The organism is Rhodococcus sp. WB9, from assembly GCF_007558985.1.
In the GTDB taxonomy this organism is placed as follows: domain Bacteria; phylum Actinomycetota; class Actinomycetes; order Mycobacteriales; family Mycobacteriaceae; genus Rhodococcus_F; species Rhodococcus_F opacus.
The window spans coordinates 1,808,138-1,833,002 of record NZ_CP041769.1; the positions used below are offsets into that span (position 1 = coordinate 1,808,138).

Below are 24,865 nucleotides of genomic sequence, written 5' to 3' on the forward strand. Positions count from 1 at the left end.
GGATCGCGCGTGTAGCGCGGATCACAATTAAACATTAATCATTGAAGTTGTCAATGGAAGAGATCGCCAACGCTTCGGCTGCAATCGGACCCGTCAGGCGCGCGTGAGCTTGCGCCCGATGATTTCCTTCATGATCTCGGTGGTGCCGGCGTAGATCGGCCCGCCGCGGCAGTCGAGGTAGTCCTGGGCGACGTCGTACTCGCGCATGTATCCGTAGCCGCCGTGCAGTTGAACCGCGCGCTGGACGACCCGCTGCTGCAGCTCGGTGATCCACCATTTGGCCATCGCCGCGGTCACCTCGTCGAGGGTGCCGTGTGCGGCGTCGAGGATGCAGCGGTCGGTGAAGCACTGCGCGATCTCGATCTCGGTGGCGAGTTCCGCGAGGTAGAAGCGGTTGGCCTGGAAGTCGGCTACCCTCTGGCCGAACGCGGTCCGATCGCAGCTGTACGTCAGGGCCTGGTCGAACGTGCGTCGCATCGACGCCATGGACGTGACGGCCACGCTGAGGCGCTCCTGGGGCAGATTGTGTCGCAGGTAGCCGAAGCCGTCGTTCAGTTCACCCAGGACGTTCTTGCGGGGGATGCGGACGTCGTAGAATACGAGCTCGGCGGTGTCCTGGGCGGTCAGGCCGACCTTGTGCAGCGGCCCGTTGCGGGTGAAGCCGGCCGTCCCGTCCTCGACCACCAGCAGGCTCACGCCCTTCTTGCCCGCTGCCGGATCCGTCCTGGCTACGACGATCACGAAGTCGGCGAGCATTCCGTTGCTGATGAAGATCTTGGTGCCGTTGAGGACCAGATCGTCCCCGTCGGGGAGGGCGGTCGTGGAAATCGCGGCCAGGTCGCTGCCCGCACCCGGCTCCGTCATGGCGATGGCGCCGATCTTCTCGCCGGTGCACAAGGGCGTCAGGAACCGATGCTTCTGCTCCTCGTTCGCCACCGAGACGAGGTAGGGGGTGACGAGGTCGTTGATGCCCGCCAGGCCCATCACCACGGCGGGGGCCCCGACGCGGCAGAGTTCTTCGATGACGATGGCGTTGAAACGGAAGTCGTCGATTCCGCCGCCGGCGAATCGCTCCTCGACATTGATCCCGAGGAGTCCGAGCTTGCCGGCCTGGCGGAAGACGTCCCGGTCGACCTGTCCCGCGTCGGCCCAGTCGCGAAGATGCGGGGCGACGTCACGTTCGGCGAACCGGCGCACCGTTTCCCGAAACGCATCGTGATCGGCGTCGAAAATGGTCCGTTCCAGTGCAACCGAAGACATGCGAGGTTCCTTTCGACGGCACGCGTGCGGCGCACGCATGCATACTCGAAAGGAACCTAACTATCAATCATTGATAATGTCAATGATTGATTATGTCGAACGGATGAGCGCCGACGTCAATACCAGTACTTCCGCCCGCCGACCGCGCGGCCCGTCGTGCCCAGCAGTAGCAGCACGAGGCCGATGACGAGAAGGATGATTCCAATCGTCGTGAGGATGGAAATCCCCGCGACGAGGCCGATGACGAGCAGGATGATCCCGAGAACGATCACGGTCTTCCCTCTTTCGGTTGACGGTCTGGAACTACTGACTCGGTTGCGGCACTTCACAATCGATCTTCGGGTTCACACCCGCGTAGTTGAGTGGTCCGGCGATCACGGTGACCGCGATCGTTCCGGCGCTGGCGCAATCGGCCGTCGTGTCCTTGAAGTAACCGCGCTGCCACACGGCAACGGCGCCGATGATCAGCCAAATGATCACGATGAGCGTCACGAGCCGTCCGATACGCATTTCCGACCTCCCGTGTGGGCACCGGCGCAAGGCTGATGCACGTGTCGTACTCGAACGCTATGTCCTCGAACGCTATGTCGACGACGTGTCGGTCGGCTTCGCGTGTGCTCCATGGGTATTCGTGGAGTCCGTGCCGGTGGGCCGACCGTTGGCAGGCCCTGCACCCGTGGTTCGGGCATCGGTGGCGCGAGCGTTCGTCGGCCCCGTTCCAGTGGTCCGAGCGTCGGTGGCTCTGGCGTCGTTTGGCGGAGTGTCCGTCGTCTTGACGTCGGGATCGAGCTCGTCGGCCCGCTGCCACTCGCGCTTCAGGTCGTCCCGAGACGTGGTCGCCGTGTTCTGGTGCGTTTGCGCGTCGACCTGCAGTCTCTTGGCCTCGGCCGCCTTGGCCTCTGCTTCCGCTCGAGCCCTTCTGGCGTCGGCCGCAGTCTCCTCCGCGATCGCCTCACGCTTCTCGACGACGGATGTCTGCTCCTGTGCCCTCGCGCGGATGCTGTCGGCCTCCTGGTGGCGGCGCTCGTTGCGCTTGCGTGATGCGGCAACGAGCAGCGCGATGACGGCGAGCACGACGACGATCGCGACGATGATCCAGATGATGGTCATGGTGTCCATTGGCTACTCCCAGCAGTCGTGTTGTTAAGGTACCCCGCACCGAAACCCGGCAAACAGACCGAGAGCCAATCGCAATCAACCGTCGGATTTCGGCACGACAGAGGGTGCGGGCGAATGAGGACATGGGGGCCGGCTACCTCCTAGACCGCAGCCTGTCTCTCGACCCCCGCGTCTCACCGATCGAGGGCGACCTGACGGCAGTGGCTCCCGCCATCGTGTGCGGGGCCGGATGTGATCCCCTCCGAGATCACGCCCCCGCGTACGCCGCTGTGCTGGAGGCCGCGGGCGTGCCGGTTCGACTCCGGATCTTCCCGGGCATGCTGCGCGGGTACTGGAGCATGGGCGTCGTGCCACGCGCCAACGAACTCGCGGACCAGCCGTGCGAAGAACTGGCGGAGTTGCACGCGCCGGAGCACACCGACATTCCACTACCGTGAACCGCATGAGCGAGTTGCTGGAACGTGACGGTGTGCGCGGACATCTCCATCACCCCGAGGGTGACGGGGTGGCGGGGCTGGTCCTGACGCATGGAGCGGGAAGTGACTGCGACACAAAGCTGTTGCGCGCCTTGACCGATGGGTTCGTGGAGCGGGGGGTCCTCGTGCTGCGGTTCGATCTCCCGTTCCGTCAGCGCCGCGCGTCGGGTCCGCCGCATCCGTCGAAGGCAGCGGAGGACCGGGACGGCATCGCGGCCGCGGTGGCCGTGATGCGGGAGCTGGTGACGGCGCCGGTGTGGGCCGGCGGGCACTCGTACGGCGGGCGGCAGGCGTCCATGTTCGCTTCGGAGCGACCGGGTCTCGTCGACGCCCTGCTGTTGCTGTCGTACCCGCTGCATCCGCCGGCCAAGCCGGAGAAGCTCCGCACCGAGCACCTGCCCGGTCTCCGCACCCCGTCCGTGGTGGTGCACGGTTCGAAGGACCCGTTCGCGAGCACCGACGAGATGCGGTCGGCGGTCGAACTGATCCCCGCACCGACGACGCTCGTCGAACTCGAGGGAGCCCGCCACGATCTGGCCCCGGACCGGTTCCCGGTGGTCGAACGAGCGGTCACAGCCATGCTCGACCTTCTTTAGGGCGGTCGGGGACGGCCGCACGTGGTCGGTATGTTCGGTGAATGAGCAACCTGCAGATGGACGCGCCCCGCTGGTTCACCACGGCGTTGGCGTCGCCGGTCGACACCGGCCGGGTCGACGTCGCCGGTGCACAGGTCCACTACCGTGCGTGGGGGCCGCCGGGATCACCGGGAATCGTGCTCGTTCACGGCGGCGCCGCCCACAGCAGGTGGTGGGACCATGTGGCACCCATGCTGGCCACGGACCGTCGCGTCGTCGCACTCGACCTCACCGGGCACGGCGACAGCGACCGGCGCGCGGAGTACGGCCTGGAACAGTGGGCGGAAGAAGCCCTGGCGGTGGCGAAGCCGGCGGGCATCTCGGGGGCGCCGGTGTTCGTCGGGCACAGCATGGGCGGCATGGTGTCCTACGTGGCCGCGCAGCTGTTCGGCGAGGATCTGGCGGGTGTCGCGCTGATCGATTCGCCCGTCCTCGCCCGCACACCGGAGGAGGAAGAAGCGCGGAAGCAGCGTGCCTTCGGTCCGAAGAAGGTCTACCCGTCCAGGGCCGAGGCTCTCGAGCGGTTCCGGTTCGTCCCGCCGCAGGACACCGCGGTGCCCGCGGTTCTGCGGCACGTCGCCGAGAACTCGATGGAGGAGGTGGACGGCGGCTGGGCGTGGAAGTTCGACTCCGCGTTCTTCGCGCGTCACGGCAGCGATCACCTGGGCGGATCCGACCCACGCTGCCGGATCGCCTACTTCCGCGCCGAGAACGGCATCGTCACCGACACCATGATGGACGGCATGCGCCGCCGGTTCGGGCCCACGGCGGTGGTGGTCGAGATCCCCGACGCCGGACACCACGTGATGATCGACCAGCCGCTCGCGCTGGTCGTGGGTATCCGGACGGTGCTCGCGTCGTGGGACGTCGAAGATTCAGTGGCCGGGATGCCGGGCTGACTCAGTCGCCGGATCGGACGGCGGCGACGAACTGCTCGATCAGCGCCGCATCCTTCACACCACGCGAGGATTCGACACCGCTCGACACGTCGACACCCCACGCGCCGGTCGCGTCGACGGCAGCCCGCACGTTGCCCGGATGAAGTCCGCCGGCCAGGATCCACTCGCCGTCGGGTCGGCTCTGGTTCGCCCAGTCCCAGGGCACGCCTGCCCCGGCGGTCGCTCCGTCGACCAGGATGCGGTCGGCGCCGAAATCGCCCGACGTGTCACCGGCGACCACGGCACGGATCACGCCGAGCCCCGCCTCCCGCAACCGGGCCACGTCGTCGGCGGACTTCAGGTCGTGCATCTGAACGGTTCCGAGACCTGCGGTGGCGGCGACCTCGATCACCTCCGACACGGGACTCCCCTTGAACACGCCCACCGCGACGGTGTGACCGGTGACCCGGCGGACCAGCGGCGCGGCGTCCTCGGGGGAGATCCGGCGGACGCTGTCGGCGAACACGAACCCCACGGCGTCGACGCCGAGTCGCACGGCCAGATCGACGGAGGCCACGTCTCGCAGACCGCACACCTTGATGAATGTCACCCGCGCAATTTTACCGGTCGTTCCGAGTCGCCGACGTAGTGTGGGTTCGCGCTCTAGGCTTCGTGACGTGGAATGGCTCAGCGACCTCAGCGTGATCTCAGGGCCTCTGCCCTGGATCCTCACGGTGATCGGTGTGCTCGGCGGCGTGTGGCTGCTCGCCGCCCGCGCACCCTGGTACCCCAGGAAAGCGATTCCGATCTGCCTGGCCGTGTCGGTGGTGGTCACCGTCGTCCTGTACGTGACGGTCGAGAAGGTGCTCCGGCCGTTCCCCGATCCCATCGAGATTTCCATCTACGTGTGGATCGGTCTGGGGCTCTTCGCGATCGTCCTGCTCGTGCCGAGGATCCGCGCCGGCCGGACGGTGAAAGCCGCCGTCGTGTCGGTTCTCGCGGTATTCGCCGTCCTTCTCGCGTCCGCGACGCAGATCAACCTGGTGTTCGATGCCTATCCCACGGTGGGCACGGCATTCGGGGCGGAGCCGTTCGACCGGGTTCAGATGAACGACCTCGGCAGCACCACCGAGACCGTGGTGACGGGAACGCCTCTCGACGCGTCGTGGACCGCCCCGCCCGGAATGCCGAGCGAGGGGCGGGTCCTGACGGCGGCCGTTCCCGGGACGGCGTCGGGTTTCGCCGCCCGCGACGCCGAGATCTACCTCCCGCCCGCCTACTTCGCCAACCCACGCCCCCTGTTGCCGGTGCTCGTGATGCTGGCCGGTCAGCCCGGTTCGCCGGAGGACTGGTTCGCCGGAGGCAAGCTCGCCACCACGATGAACGAGTTCGCTGCGAAGCACGGGGGACTGGCCCCGATCGTGGTGGTGGCGGACGGCACCGGCTCGCAGATCGCGAACCCCCTGTGTGTCGATTCGAAGCTGGGCAACGTGGCCACGTATCTGGCGAAGGACGTTCCGTCCTGGGTGAAGTCGAACCTGCAGGTCAACCCGGACCCCAAGGCGTGGGCGATCGGCGGCCTCTCCTACGGCGGCACCTGTTCGCTCCAGATGGCCACCAACTATCCCGACGTGTACCCGACGTTCCTCGACATCTCGGGTCAGGAAGAACCCACGCTCGGTGACCACCAGCGCACCCTCGACGACGGATTCGGCGGTGACGAGGCGGCGTTCAAGCGGGTCAACCCGCTCGATCTGATGGCGTCGAAGCAGTACCCGGATTCGGCCGGGGTCTTCGTGATCGGCAGCGACGACGACGCCTACAAGCCGGGTGCCCAGAAGGTCTATCAGGCCGCGAAGGACGCGGGCATGGACGTGCAGTACGTGGAAGTGCCGGGCGGGCACAGCTTCGCGGTGTGGTCTGCCGGACTGGAGAAGGAATTGCCTTGGCTGGCACAGCGGTTGGGGCTGATCGGCTCGTAGGTACTCGTGACGGCGGAGAGGGATGGCATGACGGCGGCAGCGCGGGTACTGCGGGTGGGTTCGGCGTTGCCCGACCCGCCGTTCGAATTCCGGGACGGTGGGGCTCCGGCGGGTTTCGATGTGGAGTTGACGCGGGCGGTCGCGCAGGTGCTCGGCGTCGAATGGTCGCTCGTCCCGTACCGGGGCACCGACTTCAACGGCATTTTCGACGCGCTGACGGACGGTGAATTCGACTGCATCGCCTCGGGAACCACCGTGACGTCGGAGCGGCGGGCGCGCGCGGATTTCTGCGCTCCGTACCTCGTGTCGGGTCAGTCCCTCGCCGTCGACACGTCGCGGCATCCCGGAGTGCGCGGGGTGGACGATCTGGCTGGTCTGACCGTCGGTGTCCAGCACGGCAACACCAGTCAGCCGATCGTGGAGAGGCTGGTCGCGGAGGGCCGCGCGGGCGCGATCCGGGTGTATGCCTACGACCGGATCGGCCAAGCCCTCGACGACCTGTCCTCGGGCGGGTGCGATGCCGTCATGAAACTCGCGCCGGTCCTCACCTGGCTCGTCCGGGATCGTCCGCACGTGGAGGTGGTCGAACGGGGAATCTCCCGCGAGGAGATCGCCGTCGCCGTCCGCACGGGTGATGACGCGCTGCGCGAACGCATCGAGTCGGCGCAGCGCACCCTGGCCGCGGACGGCACCCTCGCCCGGCTGAGGTCGAAGTGGCTCGGGATCGGTGAAACGAAAGGTGGCTCGGCATGATTCGATGTGTGCGGCTGTGGACCGGGGCGGACGATGCGTCCCACGTCGAGTTGGGTTTCCTCGCCATGGACCCGGGGCGGAACGGCGATCTCTGCACCGCGGGTGTAGACGTGACCCGCGTCAGCTTCGAGGAGACGACTTCGGGCGGATCCTTCGACTGGCACACCGCGCCGGTGCGGCAACTCGTGCTGACCCTCAGCGGCACCCTCGACTTCCGGACCCGCAACGGTGAGCAGTTCCGCCTCCGTGAGGGCGACGTCCTGCTGGCCGAGGACACCGCCGGGAGCGGGCACGAGTGGACGCTCGTCGGGACGGACCCGTGGCGTCGCGCGTACGTGGTGCTGGCCGAAGGGGCTCCGGTGCCGTTCCGAACGGGTGCGCCGGCCGGCACACCTGTCCAAGAATAGGAACGTGTTCTATATTTGCGGCAACCGTTTGTCTCTCAGTGACTGGAGTGCCCGGCATGTATGAGTGGTCAGATACCGACCTGATGTTCCGCGATGCGATCCGCGGCTTCATCGACAAGGAGATTCGACCGCACGTCGACAAGTTGGAGACCGGCGAGCTGCCTCCGTTCGACATCATCCGCAAACTCTTCGCCACCTTCGGCCTGGACGAGATGGCCCGGGACGCGCTGACGAAGTCGCTGGACCGCGAGCGAAATGGGGACGCCGCGTCCGGCGCGAAGGAGGAGAAGTCCGGCGCCCTCGGCGGTGCGGGCAGCATGGGCGTCATCATGAACGCCGAACTGGCCGGCGTCAGCCTCGGACTCGTCGCTTCGCTCGGGGTCAGCCTCGGGCTGGCGGCGGGCACCATCCGCAGTCGCGGGACGCTGGCGCAGAAGGAGCGCTGGCTACCCGGACTGGTCACGTTCGAGAAGGTCGGAGCCTGGGCCATCACCGAGCCCGACTCCGGCTCGGACGCGTTCGGCGGCATGAAGTCGTACGTGCGCCGCGACGGCGAGGACTACATCCTCAACGGGCAGAAGACGTTCATCACCAACGGTCCCTACGCCGACGTCATCATCGTCTACGCGAAGCTCGACGAGGGGGATTCGTCCGTCGATCGCCGCGACCGGAAGGTTCTCGCCTTCGTCCTGGACGCGGGCATGGAGGGGCTCACCCAGGGGGCGCCGTTCAAGAAGATGGGCATGAACTCCTCACCCACGGGAGAACTGTTCTTCGACAACGTGCGCCTCACCCGCGACCGCCTGCTCGGCGAGACCGAGGACGGCGGCAAGTCCGACGGCAAATCCAGCGCGAAGGAGAGTTTCGCGGCCGAACGGATCGGCATCGCGTCGCTGTCGCTCGGGATCATCAACGAGTGTCACCGGCTGTGCGTCGACTACGCCAAGTCCCGAAAGTTGTGGGGTAAGGAGATCGCCCAGTTCCAGCTCATCCAGCTCAAGCTCGCGGAGATGGAAATCGCCCGCATCAACGTGCAGAACATGGTCTTCAACGCCATCGAGCGCACCGCGGCGGGCGATCAGGTGAGCCTCGCGGAGGCGTCGGCGATGAAGCTCTACTCCTCGCGGGCGGCTACGGAGGTGGCGATGGAGGCGGTGCAGTTGTTCGGCGGCAACGGGTACATGGCCGAGTATCGGGTCGAGCAACTCGCGCGCGATGCGAAGTCGCTGATGATCTACGCCGGCAGCAACGAGATCCAGGTGACGCACATCGCGAAGGGTTTGCTGGCGATGTGATGCCGGGCCCTCGGGAACAAATATCGTACGTCGTACGTTAGTGGGGTCTCGTCAACGAAAGGACACCACCGTGAAGGTCACCGCGAGCGCACTGTCGCTGAACGTCGCAGATCCCAGTGCGTCGGCCGAGTTCGCCAAGTCCCACCTCGGCTTCGTCGAGGAGATGGCCGCAGAGGGCTTCGTGTCACTGAAGCGCGCGGACGTCGGCTTCAATCTGGTCTTCCTGAAGACCGGACTGGAGACCTTCAAGCCGGCGCGGATCGCCGGTGACGCCGGCCAGGGGTTGCTGATCGCGCTCGTCGTCGACGGTATCGACGGCGAATACGAGCGACTGCAGGCGGAGGGCGTCCCGATCGTGACGCCCATCGAAACCGAGCCCTGGGGCGAACGCTACTTCCAGATGAGCGACCCCAACGGGGTGATCATCCAGCTGGTCGAATGGATGTAGGGGTCACACCGAGGCGAGGAACGGCTCGACGGCCGCGAGTACTTCGGTGCTCGCGGCCACCGTCGTCGAGTGGTCGAACCCGGGCAGGACCGTCAGCGACGCACCGGGAATCAGTGCCGCCGCCCGCTGGGTATCGCGGATCCGCTCGGCGTCGTTCGAACCGACGAACAACAGGGTGGGGACGGCGATCCCGCGCAGGACCTCGTCGTCCACACCCGGCTCCACACCGGAACGCCGCATGTACGCGGCGAGTGCCTTCGCGTCGTTCGCCATGAACGCCGCCCGGGTGCCGGCGTCGATCGGCCACGCGCGCCGGGCATTCCACTGCCCCAGGAACGCATCCATGCCGTCCCGCTCGAGGACGTCGATGCAGCCCGGGAAGAACAGACGGTCGAACGCGCCGGCCTGCGGTCGGCTGCTGCCGCCGCCGACGATCAGGCTCTCCAGTCGTTCGGGCGCCCCGACCGCCAACGCCAGCGCGACCCGGCCGCCGAGCGAGTACCCGAGAACATGTGCGCTGGGAAGGTCCAGGTGGTCGAGGACCGCCAGGACGTCGCCGCTGACCAGATCCATCGCGTATGCGTCCTCGTCGTGCGGCTTGTCGCTGCGCCCGTGGCCCCGCAGATCGACAAGGATCAGCCGGTACCGATCACGCAGCGCGGCGACGTAACCGAAACCCCGCCAGATCGCGTGGGAAAGCGCCGTGCCGTGAAGGAGAACGAGCGGCTCACCGTCGCCGACGGTCTTGTGCGCGATCCGGACACCGTCGACGGGATTGGTAGCGTGCTGCACCCGCCCAGTCTGCATCACTCAGAAGTCGCGGCCCTCCGACACCCACTGCAGATCCTCCGAACGCGCACCCTCCACGTGCTCCCCGGCCGAGTTCAGCACCGCCAGCTGCGCCGCATCGAGTTCGATACCGAGAGCACCGGCGTTCTCCGTCACCCGTTCCGCACTGCGGGTTCCGGGGATGGGTACGACCGGAAGTCCGAACGCGCGGCCTTGCGCGTAGAGCCACGCCAGCGCAACCTGTGCGGGCGTGGCACCCAGGTCGCCTGCGACCGAATTCACCGCGTCCACCACGCCGAGATTCCGCTGCAGCGTGCCCGCCGCGAACCGGGGGAGGGTCCGGCGGAAGTCGTTGGGCGCCAAGGTGTCGACGCCGGTGACGGTCCCGGTGAGGAACCCCCGGCCGAGCGGCGAGTAGGGGACGAACCCGACACCCAGTTCGGCCGCCGCCGGCACGACCCGCGCCTCGACGTCGCGGCTCCAGATGCTCCACTCCGACTGGACTGCCGTGATGGGATGCACCGCGTGCGCGGACGCCAGCTCCCCGGCCGTCACCTCCGACAGTCCGAGGTGTCGCACCTTGCCCGCCGCCACCAGTTCGGCCATCGCACCGACGGTGTCCTCGATCGGAACCGAGGGGTCGGGGCGGTGCAGGTAGTAGAGGTCGATCGTGTCGATGCCGAGTCGGCGCAGGCTGGCGTCCACCGCCTCGTGGACGTAGGCGCGGTCGCCGCGGGTCGAGGCGCCGCCCTCGCTCCGCTTCCTCGGATCCCCCACAATCCCGAACTTGGTTGCCAGCGTGACTTCCTCGCGCCGGTCCCTCAGTAACTGCGCGATCAACCGCTCGTTGTCGCCGGCCCCGTACACGTCGGCGGTGTCGAGGAAACTCACTCCGAGATCCACCGCGTGATGCAGCGTCGCGAGCGCCTTTCCCGGTTCCACCCCGCCATAGACGGGTGTGAGGGCCATTCCTCCGAAACCCATGTCGGAGACGGTGATCGAGTCACCCAGGGTGGTCGTACCGATGTCGGTCATGCTTCTCCTCGTCGTTGTCGGGCACGGTCTTCGTCGGTCCCTGCGATGAGGGCGCGGTAGTGATCCACCTTCGTGTCGAGGGCCGCCAGAGCGTCGTCGAGCCTCGCCTGCTGGGCGAGGATGCGTTCGCGGTGCTCGATCAGTAGCGACAACCGCCGCTCGTGGGTCTCGGCGCCCCCGGCCAGCAGCACCGCGAAACGCTGCATGTCACTGGTCGGCATGCCCGTGGTCCGCAGTTTCACCAGCAATTCGATGAGCCGCACGTCCCGCTCGCTGTAGCGGCGACGACGGTCCGAACCCCGCGCGATCCTGGGAATCATCCCCTCGCGCTCATACCAGCGAAGGGTGTCCTGCGTGAGGCCCGTGATGGCCGAGACCTCCGAGATGCTCGCGAACGCTCCGGGTGACTGCTCCAACTGTGTGGCCATGACTGAACAGTACGACCTGGTGTGCACTCCAACGCAAGACCCGGGGCGACTGCGTCCCGTCGATCTGTCCGCCCCGAGCGCACGTTTGACGGACACATTGTCGGTTGTCGGCGCCGGCCTGGGCGAACACAGTGCTTCTATGGCAATTACCGAGGGCACCACCAGCGATGCGACCGCTGCCGAACGCGAGTACGGCGACCGCGTCCTGGCCGTCGAACCGGGCGGAAACGAGTTCATTCCGCACGAGGTCCGCCACGGAACTCCACGCCAACTCTTCTGGACGTGGATGTCGCCGAACCTCGAGTTCGCCACGATCTTCATCGGCGTCCTGTCCGTGTCGGTGTTCGGGATGACGTTCTGGCAGGCGACGCTCGGGCTCGTCCTCGGGACGGGTCTCGGGGCTGCCGCGCATTACGTTCTATCCGCGCGCGGTCCCCTGCACGGCGTTCCGCAGATGGTGCTCGGACGCCTCGGCTTCGGGTATTGGGGCAACGCCCTTCCGTCGGCGTTCATGTCGATCATGTGCGGCGTCGGCTGGTTCGCCACCAACAGCGTCAGCGGCGCGTTCGCACTCAACACGCTGACCGGTCTGGCGCCCCTGCCCTCACTGCTCGTGATCGTCGTCGTCCAGACCGTGTTCGCGTTCTTCGGGCACAACCTGGTCCAGGCGTTCGAGCGTTACGCGTTCCCCGTGCTGGCCGTGATCTTCGCGATCACCGCAGTGGTAATACTCGCGAAGTCGAACCCGGGCGCGCCCGCGGTCGAGGGTGGTGTCGGCGGAATGGGCGGGTTCCTCCTCACCGTCGGAACGGCGTTCGGCTACTCGGCCGGGTGGACGCCGTACGCCGCCGACTACACCCGGTATCTGCCGGCCACCGTGTCGAGGGTCCGCACCGGGCTGTTCGCCTCGGCCGGGCTGTTCGTCTCGTGTGTCGCACTGTCGGTCGTCGGCGCCGCCTCCGTGACGATCGGCGCACCGTCCTCCGACAACCCGACCGACGCGTTCACCGCGAATCTGCCCTCGGCACTGGCGAACCTGACGCTGCTCGCCATCGCCCTCGGGGCGGTCGCCGCCAATGCCCTCAACGTGTATTCCGGGTCGATGGCCTTCGTGACCATCGGGCTGAGGTTGCCGCTGAAGACGCAGCGGGCGGTGGTCACCATGATGTTCGGAGTCGTCGGATTCCTCGTGGCGTGGTGGGCGCTCGCCGACGCCGCCGCGAGCTACGAGGCCTTCCTGCTCATCGTCGCCTACTGGATCGGACCGTGGCTGGGCATCATGTTCGCCGACCAGTATCTGCGCCGCGGACAGCGGATCGACAACCTCCTGTACAACCGCGAGTACAGCAACTGGGGTGGTCTGACCGCGTTCGTGGTCGCCCTCGTCGGCTCTGTTCTGTTGTTCTCCAATCAGGAGAAGTTCGTCGGCTTCGTGGTGCGCGCGGTACCCGAACTCGGCGACATCACGTTCTTCGTCGGCTTCGTGCTGGCCGGAGCGCTGTACCTCGCGATCAACGGTGCGAAGATCTCACGTGGCCAACCTGTTGGCGCACAGGGCAAGTAGCAGCGAACCGTACATCGACGGTGAACCCGGGTCGTATCCGAGGAGGGTCCGGATACGCTCGAGTCGCTGGTACAGCGATTGCCGGCCGAGATGCAGCGCCGACGCCGAACTGGTGGCGCTGCACCCGTGCCGAAGGTGCACCTCCAGGGTACGGACCAGGTCGCTCGAATGGGTTCGATCCCACTCCACCAGCGGCGCAATGGTTGTCGCGACCATCCGCTCCCTGACGTCGGGAGGCAGCCGATCGAGCGCGAGTTCCGGGGCGAGTTCCCGCGTCGTCGTCACTACCTGGCCCGACAGCCACGACCGCCGGGCAGACATCGCGAGGCGCAGTCCCGAGCGGGCGGTGTGCAGCGCGGTGCCGACGTCTCCGGGAGCGAAGTCGCACGGATCGCCGACCACCACCGTCACCCCGTCGGTGATGTTGGACGCCAAAGATTCCTGAAAGCAGTCGACGGCAGTCCCCACCGGGTCGACCACGGGTGCGGGGACCGCGATCAGGCCGAACGTGCTCGCGTGCACCTCCGCACGCAGGCACGGCTGCCCGAGCAGTTTGGCGGCCGAATCCAGCAACCGGGTCGCGATGCGCGAACCCGGCGAATCGATGGCGACCGCGACCACCCGGTTGCCCGGCGCGGGATGGAACCCCGCCGCGGCGGACCGCACCGTGAGGTCGATCTGCCGAACGTCTTTGCGGTCCAGCAAGTCCGACACCAGTGCGGCTGCGGCGCGCTGCGGACGTCCCGCGAGGCTGCCCGAGTAGGTGAGTGCGAGCCCCAGCGACGCCGTGGACCGTTCGAGTAGCGCACGCAACACGGGCGAGTCCATCGTGGAACCCGGCCCGGCCGTCAACGTCCCCCACGCGCCGTCCCGCGAATGGATGGTGGCCGTGACGGTTCCGGCGTCGGCTGCTGCCCAGGCCGCGCGGTCGTCGTCGACGCCGTGCGCCGCGACCAGCGCCCCGCTGCCGCTGGTGACGATCAGCGGGCAGCCGGTCGCTTCGCTGATGCGCTCGAGCAACCGGGCCACCCCGTTGCCTGCCATCAGTTCGGCCTCCAGGACGCGGGACAGTTCGTTCTGGGTCCGCAGGGCAGACACCTCCCGGGAGATGATCTCCGTATTGGCGTTCTGGCAGAGTTCGATGAACGGGACCACTGTCCGTAGCGCGATCAGCGGCAGGTCCAGGGCGGCCGCCTCCTCGATCATGTCGCCCGGAACGGCGTCGAACGTCCGGCCCAACTCGATCGCCACGGCCGCCACATTGCGTTCCCCGACCTCGCGGAGATAGTGCCTGCGGGTGCCGGGATCCACACCGGACAGACCCAGCCCGGTGGTCAGCAGCAACTCGTCCCCGGACAGCAGCGGGCTGATCTCGTAGATTTCACTGGAATGTACCCAGCGCACCGTGCGGCCGAGCTGCGACTTCCCGGCCAGAACCTGCGGGTTCGCGCTGAAGAACTGGTTCCGGAGCAACTCGCGCACGGTCAACGACATCGTCGAACCCTCCTCGGGAGGCGGACAGTCTGTACAGGTTAAGGCCCGTTCGTTACCACAGTGTGTCCGTTGTGGTCGCGGCGTCCGAGACGCAAGGTAGAGGCATGTCGATCTCTGTGAACTCTGCGCGGATGGCCCTCGACCCCGAGGAACTGCTGACCGTGGCGATCGCCGAAGCCGAACTCGGCAAACGCGAGGGCGGGATACCGATCGGGGCCGCGCTCTTCGCCGGCGACGGAACCCTGCTGGGCAGTGGCCGCAACCGACGGGTCCAGCACGCCGATCCGTCCGTCCACGGTGAGACGGACGCGTTCCGGGCCGCCGGGCGCCAGCGCGACTACCGCTCGACGATCATGGTGACGACGCTGTCACCGTGCTGGTACTGCAGCGGTCTGGTCCGGCAGTTCAACATCGGCGCGATCGTCGTGGGGGAGAGCGTCACGTTCACCGGCGGCCACGAATGGCTCCGCGAGAACGGCGTGGACGTGACCGTCCTGCGCGATCAACACTGCATCGACCTCATGACCGAATTCATCGAGAACCAGCCCGAACTCTGGAACGAAGACATTGGAGTAGCCGAATGACCCCGATCGCCACCGTCGACATCGCACTCTGGCGGGCGGGCGGACCCTCCGCCGCGGCCGTCGCCCGGGACGTCGACGAGGGACTGCAGCGCGCCGGTTTCCTCCTCGTCCGCGGCCACGGGGTGACGCGCGAACTGGCCGCGGACGTGCGGGTCGCCGCGCGCCGGTTCTTCGCACTTCCCGAAGAGGTGAAGGCGCGGTACTCGGCGATCGTGGGCGAACGCGGCTGGATCGGGCCCGGGGTGGAGGCCAACGGCTATGCCGAGGGCACCGAGACGCCCCCGGACCTCAAGGAGACGTTCGCCATCGGGGCCGAGACGCGCACCGGGGATCCCCTCGTCGACGACGTGTGGTTCAAGCCCAACGTGTGGCCCACCGAAGTGGTGGAACTGCGCGCCCTTCTCACCACCTACACCGAGGCGATGCGCCGGCTCTCGGATGACCTCCTCGCCCTGTTCTCGGCGGCACTCGCACTGCCCGTCAACCCCTTCGACGGGCTCGCGGACCGCCCGACGTGGACGTGCAACATCAACCACTACCCGCCGATGTCGTCGGTGGGCGAGCCTGAGCCGGGCCAGTTCCGCATCGGGCCGCACACCGACTTCGGCACCGTCACCGTCCTGGACCGGCAACCCGGCGCAGGCGGACTCCAGGTGTACACCGACGAAGGCGGCTGGGAGGACGCGCCCTACGACCCCGACGCTGTCACCGTCAACATCGGTGACCTTCTCGAGTACTGGAGCGGCAAGCGCTGGCCGTCGGGCCGGCACCGCGTGCTGCCGCCGCAGGCCGACGCCCCCGAAGAAGACCTGGTGTCGCTCATCTACTTCTACGAACTCAACCACGACGCGCAGGTGACACCTCTGGAACCGCCGATCGGAACCGTCGCCGGGCTCGGGCCCGTCACGTCGGCGGATTTCATCAAGACCCGCCTCGACGCGATCACGCTTTAGGCTCCGCCCGTGCGCCTTTCTGGTAGCCGGAGCTACCGAAAAGGCGCACAAGCCCGAAGGGCCTCGTCGGTCAGTTCCAGCCACCGGGTGACGCCGATGTCGTGGAGGAACTGCCGGTCGTGGCTGACCACGATCAGCGCGCCGCGGTAGCTGCGGAGCGCCTGCGTGAGGTGGGCGAGACTCGGCAGGTCGAGGTTGTTCGTCGGCTCGTCCAGCAGCAGCAGCCGCGGGGCGGGTTCGGCCAGCAAGATGGTCGCCAGCGCCGCCCGCAACCGTTCCCCGCCCGACAACGCCGATGCGAGCACGTCGGAATCGTTGCCCCGGAACAGGAACCGGGCCAGCTGCGCGCGGATCTGTTCCTGCGACGCGTGGGGCGCCGCCGCCGCCACGTTCTCGGCGACCGTCAGCGACTCGTCGAACACGTCGAGTCGCTGCGGCAGGGCCTTGAACGGAACCCGCGGTCCCGCGGCCACGACGGCGTCGAGCAGGGTCGTCTTCCCGACGCCGTTGCGTCCGACGAGGGCGATCCGCTCGGGACCGACGACGTCCAGAGACACCTCCTGTCCGCTGAGCAGGCTCACGTCCCGGACCGAGACCACCTCCTGGCCCGAGTGCACCTCCGTGGCCGGGAGGTCGATGCGCACCTCGCGGTCGTCCCGCAGGGCACTCTCCGCTTCCGTCAACGACTCCCGCGCCTCGTCGACCTTCGCGATGTGGTTGTTTCGCAGCTTCCCCGCGGATTCCTGCGCCTGGCGCTTCCGCAGTCCCATCACGATCTTCGGCTCGCGCTTGTTCTCGAACATCTTCTGCCCGTACCGCTTACGACGGTCGATCTTGATGCGGGCCTCGACGAGCTCCCGCTTCTGCTTCTGCACGTCGCTGCGGGCATCGCGCACCGCAGCCCGCGCGGCCTCCTGCTCCGCCTCGACGATCTCCTGGTAGGCACTGAAGTTCCCGCCGAACATGCGGATCTCTCCACCGCGCAGCTCCGCGACGGAATTCATGAGATCGAGCAGGTCACGGTCGTGGCTGACCACCAGCAGGGTGCCCGGAAACTGTTGCACCACCTCGTAGAGCTTGCTGCGGGACGCGCTGTCGAGGTTGTTGGTGGGCTCGTCGAGGAGCAGCACCTCCGGTTCCTTCAACAGCTGCGCGGTGAGGCCGAGCAGCACGGTCTCACCGCCGGACAGGGTGCCGACGGTGCGATCGAGATCGGACGTGCTGCCGAGCACGCGTTCGAGACCGAGGCGGTGCAGGGTCGACACCGCCCGCTCCTCGATGTCCCAGCGGCCGGTCGCGGCATCGAAATCCTCGGGTGTGCCGTCGCCGGACTCGATGCGGTGCAACGCCGCCCGGAGGTCGGCGATGCCCAGGATCCGGTCGACCTTCAGTGCGGGATCGAGCGTGATGTCCTGCGGCAGGTACGCCACCTCGCCCTGCGCCGTCACCGACCCGCGGTCGGGGTGCAGGCGGCCGGCAATCAGCCGGAGCAGGGTGGATTTACCGGAACCGTTCAGACCGACCACCCCGGTGCGTCCGGGGCCGAAGACGGCGTCGAGGCTGTCGAAGACCGGCTCGCCGTCGGGCCAGGTGAACGTGAGGTCGGACAGGGACAGATATGACTGGGCCATAGGGGACTCCCGAGGTGTGTGCGGATGAAGACTCGCGTGACTACCTCGTCAGGAGCAATGGACCGTTCCCCTCTGTCAAACGCGCCCGGTGCGCATCGGTGCCGTTCACGATAGGACGGCGCCGATGCCCGCGCAATCGAATTAAATCTGGGGGCCGTCGGCCCTGAGTTCGTCCACCTTGGCCATGGCGTCGCGGAGTTCGGCGAGCCACTGTTCGCTGTGCTGGCCGGCCAGGCGCACCGTCCACATCAGGGCGTCCGATCGCGACCGCGCCACACCGGCGTCGACGAGCGTGTCGAGAACCTTGCGTTCTGGTTGGCGGAGCCGGGTCATCACCGGAACGGCGAGGTGGGTGAACAGCGTCTTGTGGCCGTCGAGGCTGACGCCCCACGCGACCTTGCGCCCGTATCGTCTCTCGGCCTCGTCGGCGATGCGCATCCGATCGCCCCGGGTCGTTTCGCGGAACCGGGAGATGCGTCCGTCGATCGCCGCCTCGGAACCGGAGTCGGCGGACTCGACGGGCGGCAATTCGCCGACCACCACGATCTCCTCGCGGTCGACCTCGACGGTCGCGGGGCCGGTGAACCAGTCGTCGGGAAGACGGCCGGCGAACCATTCGGCCGCGTCGCTCGCATCGGGGACATCCGCCTGCTGCCATCCACCGGGCCGGCCGAAGCGGCGCGGGCCCGGACCTTGTGTGTTTCTCATGGCGTCCTCCTGGGGACCCTGGTGCCGCGATCACTGCGATGCAGCACTGATTACATGATTACACCGATTATTCGAAGCGCGCCACCACGTCAGGCATGATCGAGTCCGTGCGCACCTCAACCGTTCGTCACAGCCCCATCCGTCCCACCCCCACCCGGAAGGCAGCGGCCGGAATCGCCGTCCTCGCGACGGTGCTCTCCGCCTGCGGACTCTTCGGACCGGACCAGCCCGACACCGTCTCGCAGCAGTTTGCAGACGCCCTGAACAGCGACGACGTGCAGGCCGCCGCCGAACTCACCACCGATCCGGCCGCCGCCACCGCCGCGATCACGGCGATGTACGACGGGCTCGGAAACAAGGACGGGACGTTCATCCGCACCGACGTGCAGGAGTCCGGCGACGACGGCGGCACGTTCACGATGGACGTGTCGTGGCCGTTCGCCCCGGGGCAGGAGTGGAAGTACAGCACCACCGGCAACGCCACCAAGGAAGGCGACGACTGGAAGATCGTCTGGGACCCGGCCGTGCTCGCACCCGGTCTCACCGACGACACCACCGTCCGGTACACCACCACGACCGGGACGCCACCGAAGGTCCTCGCCGCGGGTGGGGCACCGATCCTCGAGCAACAGGTCGTGACGCTGGTCAACCTCGAACAGGGGGCCGACACCGCGGCGGTGGCGGCGTTGCTGTCACCCATCGCGCCGACGATCACCGCGGCCTCGCTCCAGCAGGATCTGGCCGACGCCCAGGGCAAGCCGGTCACGGCCATCTCGTTGCGCGCCGAGGACCTGGCGCCGATCGAACCGCAGCTGCGGCAACTCGCCGACGTGACGCTGGCGCCGCAGACCAGGCTGCTCAGCACCGACAAAGCGTTGGCCTCACCCACACTGGCGGGCCTCGGTGACCTGTGGCAGGAGGGGCAGGACGCCTCCGCCGGCTGGGCGGTGCAGTTGGTCGGTCAGGACGGCTCGGCCAAGAGCATCGCCGGTGAACAGGGGCCCGACGCCCCCGACATCGCGACGACCCTCGATCTCCCGATGCAGATGGCTGCCGAGCGGGCGCTCGCCGACGTCCCGCAGCAGGCCGCGATCGTCGCCCTGCGACCCTCCACGGGCGAGGTGCTGGCGGTGGCGCAGAACGCTCCGGCCGATGCACTCGGCCCGATCGCGCTGACCGGCCTCTACCCGCCGGGATCCACGTTCAAGACGGTGACCACGTCCGCGGCCCTGCAGGCCGGTGCCGCCACACCGGACACCGTTCTGCCCTGCCCCGGCACCGAGAACATCGAGGGCAGGCAGATCCCCAACGACGACGAATTCGACCTGGGCGCGGTCCCGCTGCACACCGCGTTCGCCCGTTCGTGCAACACCACCATGGGACGGCTGGCGGTCGGGTTGCCGCCCGACGCCCTGCAGCAAGCCGCGCTGCAGTTCGGGCTGGGCGTCGACTACGTGACGCCCGGGCTGACGACCGTGACCGGCAACGTGCCCGTCGCAGACAGTCCGGCGGCCCGTGTCGAGTCCGGGATCGGGCAGGGGCAGGTGACCGCGACGCCGTTCGGAATGGCCATGGTGGCCGCCTCCATCGCGAACGGTTCGACGCCGTCGCCTATGATCGTGCAAGGCCAACCGGGAACCGCCGACAAGACGGCGCCCACCGTGCCTGCGAACGTCACTTCCGACCTCCGGACGATGATGCGCGAAACTGTGACGGGCGGTACCGCGACTGCGCTGCAGGACATTCCGGGACTGCTCGGCAAAACGGGCACGGCCGAGTCGGGAAATGGTCCCGCACACGGCTGGTTCGTCGGAATCAAGGACGACCTAGCATTTGCCGTTTTTATAGCAACAGGTGACAGTTCGGCCCCTGCTGTGCAGGCTGCGGGGCGTTTTCTTCGATAAACCCGTTCGCGCGTTGCTGTTCGGGGATAAGTTGTGGCTCAACCGTAACTCCTTCGTAGGCAAATGGTGCTTGTTACGCATGTGACTGAAAGCAAGATGGTGGACATGGGGAATGGACGATCGCTTGGCCGCCGCAACAGATACGTGATCGCCCTGACGTCGGCAGTCATTTTGGCGGTGATTCTGGCGTCGTGTGTGCTGTCGAAAGAGGAGGCGACCGCTCAGTCGGTCGTCGACGACTTCGTCAACGCGCTGAACGAGGGCGACGCCGCTGCCGCGGCAGCGCAGACCTCCTATCCCAACGCCGCGGAGACGGCGATTCAGCAGATGTTCGACGGTCTCAAACCCGAGGACGCCAAGTTCGACCTGACCCAGTTCATGGATCTCGGCTCCGACTCCGGCTTCTTCACCGTCGGTGCCGCTTGGCATTTCGGTGAGGGCAAGGATTGGACCTACCAGGTTCAGGGTGGTGTGCGGAACCTGTCCGTCGGCTGGCGCATCTCCTGGGATCCGTCGATCCTCGCGCCCGACCTGGGCAACGGGCGTATCGTCCGCTACGACCGGACGGACGCCGCTCCGCCGCGGGTCTTCGACGCGTTCGGCGGGTTGCTCATGAACGAGCAGACCATCAACTCGGTCACCCTCGATCCCGCCACGATGCCCGATCCCGTCGCGACCACCCGGCGTCTCGCGGAGGTCCTCGAGCCGGTGGCACCCCTCGTGACGTCCGACACGATGATGGCGGAGATGGCCGAGAAGCCCGGCCAGCAGGTCACCGCCGTGCTGCTGCGCGACCAGGACTGGGAGTTCCTCGAGCAGGATCTTGCGATCCCCGGCGTCATCACCATCAAGACGCCGAAGCTGATCACGGCGGATCGGCGCATCACGACACCGCTGCTGGATCCGCTGCGCAAGGTGTGGCAGGCCAACCGGGATGCCACGGCCGGCTGGGCCGTCCACCTCGTGGACCCCGACGGCACGCTGATTCCGCAGGCAGGTTTCCAGGGCCCGCCCGGACCGGACATCGTCGCGACCATGGACTCCCGCCTGCAGCTGGCAGCCGAGGAAGCCGTGGTCAGTGTCGGCACCCCCGCGACGATCGTCGCGATCCAGCCGTCCTCCGGCGCCGTGCTGGCCGCCGCACAGAACAACCAGGCGATGGAGCAGGGGCCGATCGCGTTCCAGGGGCTCTACCCGGCCGGATCGAACCTCGACCTGGTGAAGAAGGCCGCCGGACTGCAGAAGGGCGTCGACCCGTCGTCGCTGTCGATCGAGGACATCGAGAAGGCAGGCAATCAGCTGGGGCTCGGCATGAACTACAAGATCCCGGGCCTCGACCATCAGACCGCCGTCTTCACCGCCGACCAGTCGGGCATGAACCAGGTGATGAACCGTCAGGACAGCGACCTGCCCGCCGTGACGCCGTTCGGGATGGCCATGCTGGCCGCGTCGATCGCGCGGGGCAGCGCGCCGACACCGATGATCGTCCAGGGGCAGCCGGGCACCACGGATGTGGCCGCTCAGCCGCTTCCGGCGAACGTCAACGACCAGCTCCGCGGCATGATGCGCGACAACGTGGTGCGGGGCGGGGCGTCGTTCCTCAACGGCTACCCGGACCTCATGGGCATGAACGGTGCGAGCGGCGACGACCGCTGGTTCTACGGCTCACGCGGCGACCTGGCCTTCGCGGTCTTCGTCGCCGACGCCGACGGTGGGGACCGCGCGGTGAAGATGACCGACATGCTGTTCCGTGAGATGGCGAAGCCGGCGAACTGAGGACACGGTGATGGCGAAGCCGGCGAACTGAGGGAATGGCGGGGCCGTCCGCGCTGAGGGAGTAAGTGAGCAAGGGTAAGTTTCTACCTTGTGTCCCTGCTTGATATCGGTCTTCTCGTCGTAGCGGGGTTCTTCGCGGGACTGGTCGGCTTCGTCACCGGCCTGGCGTCCATCGTGTCGTATCCCGCACTTCTCGCGGTCGGTCTTCCGCCGGTGACCGCGAACGTCACCAACACGGTCGCGATGGTGGCGGTCGGCGTCGGCGCCCTGTCCAACTCGACGCGGGAGGTCGCCGACACCGGCCCCAAGCTGTGGCGCTGGGCGCTGTACTCGGCTGCGGGCGGCCTGGTCGGCGCGGGAATCCTCTTGGTGGCCCCGGCGGGGTCGTTCGAGGCGAACGTTCCGTTCATGGTGGCGTTCGCCGCGCTGGCGCTGCTGTTGCAGCCCCGGCTCCGCGCGCTCGCGGGCGAGCGGGACATGCCACGCGCGTACTCGGTGTCGCTGTTCGTCGTCGCCATCTACGGCGGGTACTTCGGCGCGGGCGCCGGCGTGATCTTCCTGGCGATCGCGCTGATCCTCACCTCGGAGAAGATCTGGCGCGCGACCATCCTGAAGAGCTTTCTCCTCGGCGTCGCGAACCTGGTGGCGGCGATCGGGTTCGCGGTCTTCGGCCCCGTCCACTGGGGCGCCGCCGCCGCGATGGCGATCGGCGCCCTGGCCGGTGGCTGGTGCGGCCCGCCCGTCGTCAGGCGGATACCACCGTCCGTCCTCCGCATCGTCATCGCGATCGCGGGATTCGGGTTGGCCGCGTGGTTGTGGGTGCGCTGAGACGACGCTCAGTGCACACCTTTCATCAGACGCCGGATCCACGGTGACCCGATGGCGAGGAGCACACCGACGGCGATCGAGCCCAGCCCGACCGCGGTGAAGTACGGAACTTCGTTGTTCTCGTCGTAGTAGCCGGCCAGTGTGCCCGCCATGGCGGTGCCCAGGGCGACGGACAGGAAGAACAACGCCACCATCTGGGTGTGGAAGGCCTCGGGCGCCAGCTTGGTCGACAGCGACAGCCCGACCGGGGACAGCAGCAGTTCGGCGAACGTGAACAGCAACAGGATTCCGGCCAGACCCAGCAGCGGTGCGCTGTTCGCGCCGCCACCCGACATCGGGATGAACGCCAGGAACGCGATACCCATGATGACGGTGCCCGCCGCGAACTTGATCGGCGACGACGGCTGACGGGGTCCGAGCTTCGTCCACGCGGCCGCGAAGACGCCGGCGAAGATGATGATGAAGACCGGGTTGATGGACTGCACCCACGACGGCGGGAAATCCCAGCCGAACAGGTTGCGGTCGAGTCGCTTGTCGGAGTACACCGCGACGGTGGTGAACTGCTGCTGGAACAGCGACCAGAACACCGCGCTGGCGATGAACATCGGGATGAACGCGTAGACGCGGCTGCGTTCGACGGCGGTGATGCGGCGGCTCGACAACATGATCGCGAAGTAGCCGATCGCCGCGACGATGGTGAGGCCGACCACGATGTCCGACATGTTGGCCGCGGTGATCACCCCGGTCAGGGACAGGGCCGCGATCACCACGACCGCGGCGGCGCCGATCGCGATCCACTTGGGCCGCTGAGCGCGGGGGAGGGGATTGGGCGGTTCCGCACCGATGCCGCGGAGGTGCTTGCGGCCGAGCGTGTACTGGATCAGTCCGAGGGCCATGCCGATCGCGGCGAGCGCGAAGCCGGCGTGGAATCCGATGGAGTCCTGCGCCCAGCCCGTGAGCAACGGGCCGACGAGGGCGCCGAGGTTGATACCCATGTAGAAAATGGAGAATCCGGCGTCCCGGCGGTCGTCGTCCTCGTCGTAGAGATCACCGACGAGAGATGTGGCGTTGGCCTTGAGCCCGCCACTACCGAATGCGACGCAGACCAGGCCGATGCCCACACCCCACAGCCCCGGGAACACGGCCAGGGCGATGTGGCCGAGCATGACGAGGATGGCGCTGTAGAACAGGGTCCGTTCGGAGCCGAGGAGCCGGTCGGCGATCCACGCGCCGAGGATGGTGGACAGATACACCGTGCCGCCGTAGGCGCCGACGATGCTGGTCGCGGACGACTCGGCGATTCCGAGGCCACCGTCGGCGGCGGAATAGTAGAGGTAGTAGATCAGGATGCCTTGCATCCCGTAGAAGGAGAACCGCTCCCACATCTCGACGCCGAACAGGTTCGCGAGGGCGAACGGCTGGCCGAAGAAGCTGCGGTCGGACCGCTTCTCGTCCCGGGCCGGATCGATGGTGTCACTCATGGGAAAACTGTCTCACCTCGAGCGGGTGTGCGTGTGCCGTCGGGGCGGATTCGCCGCTATCGGGTGGTGGCGCGCGACTTCGTCAGGATCTTCGCGACGGCCCGCCAGCCGAGGAGGAACACGGCGAGCACCGTGCCCGCCACGAGGACGAAACTGAACGCCGTTCCCTGGCCGCTGACGACGCGCAACAGCATGCCCACCACGAGCGTCGACAGCCACACCACGATGCCGGTCGGGACGATGAGGAAGGCGTCGAACTTGTCGCGGTAGAGCGCGACGGTGGCGAGCCAGCCGACCGCCAGGCCGGTCAGGAACGGCCACGCCGTCGTGGCCAGACCCGTCAGGGCGTTGGCTTCGTCGTGGCTGCGGCGGCCGATGGCGCAGAACACGATCACGAGGACGACGTCCAGGACGAGCGCGGGGAGGTACTTCTTCAC

27 protein-coding genes are annotated in these 24,865 nt (G+C 67.5%); 14 read left to right on the forward strand and 13 right to left on the reverse strand.

What is annotated here, in order from left to right; all coding sequences use genetic code 11:
- Positions 1–93: 93 nt before the first annotated feature.
- From couH to FND50_RS08420, 4 genes are all read right to left on the reverse strand, one after another.
- On the reverse strand, positions 94–1,260 hold the full coding sequence (gene couH, locus FND50_RS08410) for a dihydro-p-hydroxycinnamoy-CoA dehydrogenase (protein WP_144285426.1): 1,167 nt from the start codon (positions 1,258–1,260) through the stop codon (positions 94–96).
- A 116-nt stretch (positions 1,261–1,376) separates the two neighbouring features.
- The gene (locus tag FND50_RS36030) at positions 1,377–1,532 is read right to left on the reverse strand and encodes a DUF6131 family protein (RefSeq protein WP_005263616.1); all 156 of its coding nucleotides are present in this window, start codon (positions 1,530–1,532) and stop codon (positions 1,377–1,379) included.
- 31 nt (positions 1,533–1,563) lie between these two features.
- The gene (locus FND50_RS08415; protein ID WP_005571421.1) at positions 1,564–1,770 is read right to left on the reverse strand and encodes a hypothetical protein; all 207 of its coding nucleotides are present in this window, start codon (positions 1,768–1,770) and stop codon (positions 1,564–1,566) included.
- 72 nt (positions 1,771–1,842) lie between these two features.
- Complete coding sequence (locus FND50_RS08420) at positions 1,843–2,379, reverse strand: hypothetical protein (RefSeq protein ID WP_144285427.1); 537 nt, start codon at positions 2,377–2,379, stop codon at positions 1,843–1,845.
- Between the two features lie 104 nt (positions 2,380–2,483).
- Between FND50_RS08420 and FND50_RS08425 the strand changes: the two genes are divergently transcribed.
- Genes FND50_RS08425 through FND50_RS08435 form a run of 3 tightly spaced genes read left to right on the forward strand, consistent with a single transcriptional unit; the run spans position 2,484 to position 4,389 of the window.
- A complete protein-coding gene (locus FND50_RS08425; RefSeq protein ID WP_397493567.1) occupies positions 2,484–2,816 on the forward strand; it encodes an alpha/beta hydrolase in 333 nt (110 codons plus the stop codon).
- On the forward strand, positions 2,813–3,451 hold the full coding sequence (locus tag FND50_RS08430) for an alpha/beta fold hydrolase (RefSeq protein ID WP_144285428.1): 639 nt from the start codon (positions 2,813–2,815) through the stop codon (positions 3,449–3,451). Before FND50_RS08425 ends, FND50_RS08430 begins: the two co-directional genes overlap by 4 nt.
- 41 nt (positions 3,452–3,492) lie before the next feature.
- Entirely contained in the window at positions 3,493–4,389 is an 897-nt protein-coding gene (locus FND50_RS08435; RefSeq protein WP_144285429.1) for an alpha/beta fold hydrolase, read from the forward strand.
- A 1-nt stretch (position 4,390) separates the two neighbouring features.
- On the opposite strand, the gene FND50_RS08440 is transcribed toward FND50_RS08435, so the two are convergent.
- Positions 4,391–4,978, reverse strand: a complete 588-nt coding sequence (locus FND50_RS08440) for a phosphoribosylanthranilate isomerase (protein ID WP_005571426.1) — start codon at positions 4,976–4,978, stop codon at positions 4,391–4,393.
- Between the two features lie 67 nt (positions 4,979–5,045).
- On the opposite strand from FND50_RS08440, the gene FND50_RS08445 reads away from it, so the two are divergent.
- The 5 genes from FND50_RS08445 (at position 5,046) to FND50_RS08465 (ending at position 9,253) form a co-directional block, all read left to right on the forward strand.
- Positions 5,046–6,350: an esterase family protein gene (locus FND50_RS08445; RefSeq protein ID WP_144285430.1), complete on the forward strand. Its 1,305-nt coding sequence runs from the start codon at positions 5,046–5,048 to the stop codon at positions 6,348–6,350.
- Between the two features lie 27 nt (positions 6,351–6,377).
- Entirely contained in the window at positions 6,378–7,103 is a 726-nt protein-coding gene (locus FND50_RS08450) for an ABC transporter substrate-binding protein (RefSeq protein WP_144285431.1), read from the forward strand.
- Entirely contained in the window at positions 7,100–7,510 is a 411-nt protein-coding gene (locus FND50_RS08455; protein ID WP_144285432.1) for a hypothetical protein, read from the forward strand. Before FND50_RS08450 ends, FND50_RS08455 begins: the two co-directional genes overlap by 4 nt.
- 56 nt (positions 7,511–7,566) lie before the next feature.
- On the forward strand, positions 7,567–8,805 hold the full coding sequence (locus tag FND50_RS08460; protein WP_144285433.1) for an acyl-CoA dehydrogenase family protein: 1,239 nt from the start codon (positions 7,567–7,569) through the stop codon (positions 8,803–8,805).
- Positions 8,806–8,875: 70 nt separating this feature from the next.
- Complete coding sequence (locus FND50_RS08465) at positions 8,876–9,253, forward strand: VOC family protein (protein WP_005263638.1); 378 nt, start codon at positions 8,876–8,878, stop codon at positions 9,251–9,253.
- Between the two features lie 3 nt (positions 9,254–9,256).
- On the opposite strand, the gene FND50_RS08470 is transcribed toward FND50_RS08465, so the two are convergent.
- From FND50_RS08470 to FND50_RS08480, 3 genes are read right to left on the reverse strand one after another with little or no spacing between them, the layout of a single operon-like run.
- Positions 9,257–10,063, reverse strand: a complete 807-nt coding sequence (locus FND50_RS08470; RefSeq protein WP_144285434.1) for an alpha/beta fold hydrolase — start codon at positions 10,061–10,063, stop codon at positions 9,257–9,259.
- Positions 10,064–11,077, reverse strand: a complete 1,014-nt coding sequence (locus tag FND50_RS08475; RefSeq protein ID WP_144285435.1) for an aldo/keto reductase — start codon at positions 11,075–11,077, stop codon at positions 10,064–10,066.
- Positions 11,074–11,505, reverse strand: a complete 432-nt coding sequence (locus FND50_RS08480; RefSeq protein ID WP_144285436.1) for a MerR family transcriptional regulator — start codon at positions 11,503–11,505, stop codon at positions 11,074–11,076. The genes FND50_RS08475 and FND50_RS08480 overlap by 4 nt, the downstream gene beginning before the upstream one ends.
- Positions 11,506–11,644: 139 nt before the next feature.
- Here FND50_RS08480 and FND50_RS08485 point away from each other — a divergent pair, with 139 nt between their 5' ends.
- The gene (locus FND50_RS08485) at positions 11,645–13,069 is read left to right on the forward strand and encodes a cytosine permease (RefSeq protein ID WP_144285437.1); all 1,425 of its coding nucleotides are present in this window, start codon (positions 11,645–11,647) and stop codon (positions 13,067–13,069) included.
- Here FND50_RS08485 and FND50_RS08490 read toward each other — a convergent pair.
- The gene (locus FND50_RS08490; RefSeq protein WP_144285438.1) at positions 13,034–14,563 is read right to left on the reverse strand and encodes a PucR family transcriptional regulator; all 1,530 of its coding nucleotides are present in this window, start codon (positions 14,561–14,563) and stop codon (positions 13,034–13,036) included. The two genes, FND50_RS08485 and FND50_RS08490, sit on opposite strands and share 36 nt — an antisense overlap.
- Positions 14,564–14,667: 104 nt before the next feature.
- Between FND50_RS08490 and FND50_RS08495 the strand changes: the two genes are divergently transcribed.
- Entirely contained in the window at positions 14,668–15,147 is a 480-nt protein-coding gene (locus tag FND50_RS08495) for a nucleoside deaminase (RefSeq protein WP_052024015.1), read from the forward strand.
- Complete coding sequence (locus FND50_RS08500) at positions 15,144–16,100, forward strand: isopenicillin N synthase family oxygenase (protein WP_144285439.1); 957 nt, start codon at positions 15,144–15,146, stop codon at positions 16,098–16,100. The genes FND50_RS08495 and FND50_RS08500 overlap by 4 nt, the downstream gene beginning before the upstream one ends.
- A 32-nt stretch (positions 16,101–16,132) precedes the next feature.
- Here the strand turns inward: FND50_RS08500 and FND50_RS08505 are convergent, their stop codons facing one another.
- Together FND50_RS08505 and FND50_RS08510 are read right to left on the reverse strand one after the other, a co-directional pair.
- The gene (locus FND50_RS08505) at positions 16,133–17,731 is read right to left on the reverse strand and encodes an ABC-F family ATP-binding cassette domain-containing protein (RefSeq protein WP_144285440.1); all 1,599 of its coding nucleotides are present in this window, start codon (positions 17,729–17,731) and stop codon (positions 16,133–16,135) included.
- 141 nt (positions 17,732–17,872) lie between these two features.
- Entirely contained in the window at positions 17,873–18,439 is a 567-nt protein-coding gene (locus tag FND50_RS08510; protein WP_005243791.1) for a hypothetical protein, read from the reverse strand.
- 95 nt (positions 18,440–18,534) lie between these two features.
- Between FND50_RS08510 and FND50_RS08515 the strand changes: the two genes are divergently transcribed.
- The 3 genes from FND50_RS08515 to FND50_RS08525 all read left to right on the forward strand — a co-directional run bounded on the left by FND50_RS08515 (position 18,535) and on the right by FND50_RS08525 (position 22,947).
- Complete coding sequence (locus tag FND50_RS08515; protein ID WP_144285441.1) at positions 18,535–20,343, forward strand: penicillin-binding transpeptidase domain-containing protein; 1,809 nt, start codon at positions 18,535–18,537, stop codon at positions 20,341–20,343.
- Positions 20,344–20,439: 96 nt separating this feature from the next.
- A complete protein-coding gene (locus tag FND50_RS08520) occupies positions 20,440–22,119 on the forward strand; it encodes an NTF2-like N-terminal transpeptidase domain-containing protein (RefSeq protein WP_081276677.1) in 1,680 nt (559 codons plus the stop codon).
- 90 nt (positions 22,120–22,209) lie between these two features.
- Positions 22,210–22,947, forward strand: a complete 738-nt coding sequence (locus tag FND50_RS08525; protein ID WP_144285442.1) for a sulfite exporter TauE/SafE family protein — start codon at positions 22,210–22,212, stop codon at positions 22,945–22,947.
- An 8-nt stretch (positions 22,948–22,955) separates the two neighbouring features.
- Here FND50_RS08525 and FND50_RS08530 read toward each other — a convergent pair whose 3' ends face one another.
- On the reverse strand, positions 22,956–24,428 hold the full coding sequence (locus FND50_RS08530) for a peptide MFS transporter (RefSeq protein ID WP_005263665.1): 1,473 nt from the start codon (positions 24,426–24,428) through the stop codon (positions 22,956–22,958).
- A gap of 56 nt (positions 24,429–24,484) precedes the next feature.
- Positions 24,485–24,865, reverse strand: a complete 381-nt coding sequence (locus FND50_RS08535; protein ID WP_007299218.1) for a DUF3054 domain-containing protein — start codon at positions 24,863–24,865, stop codon at positions 24,485–24,487.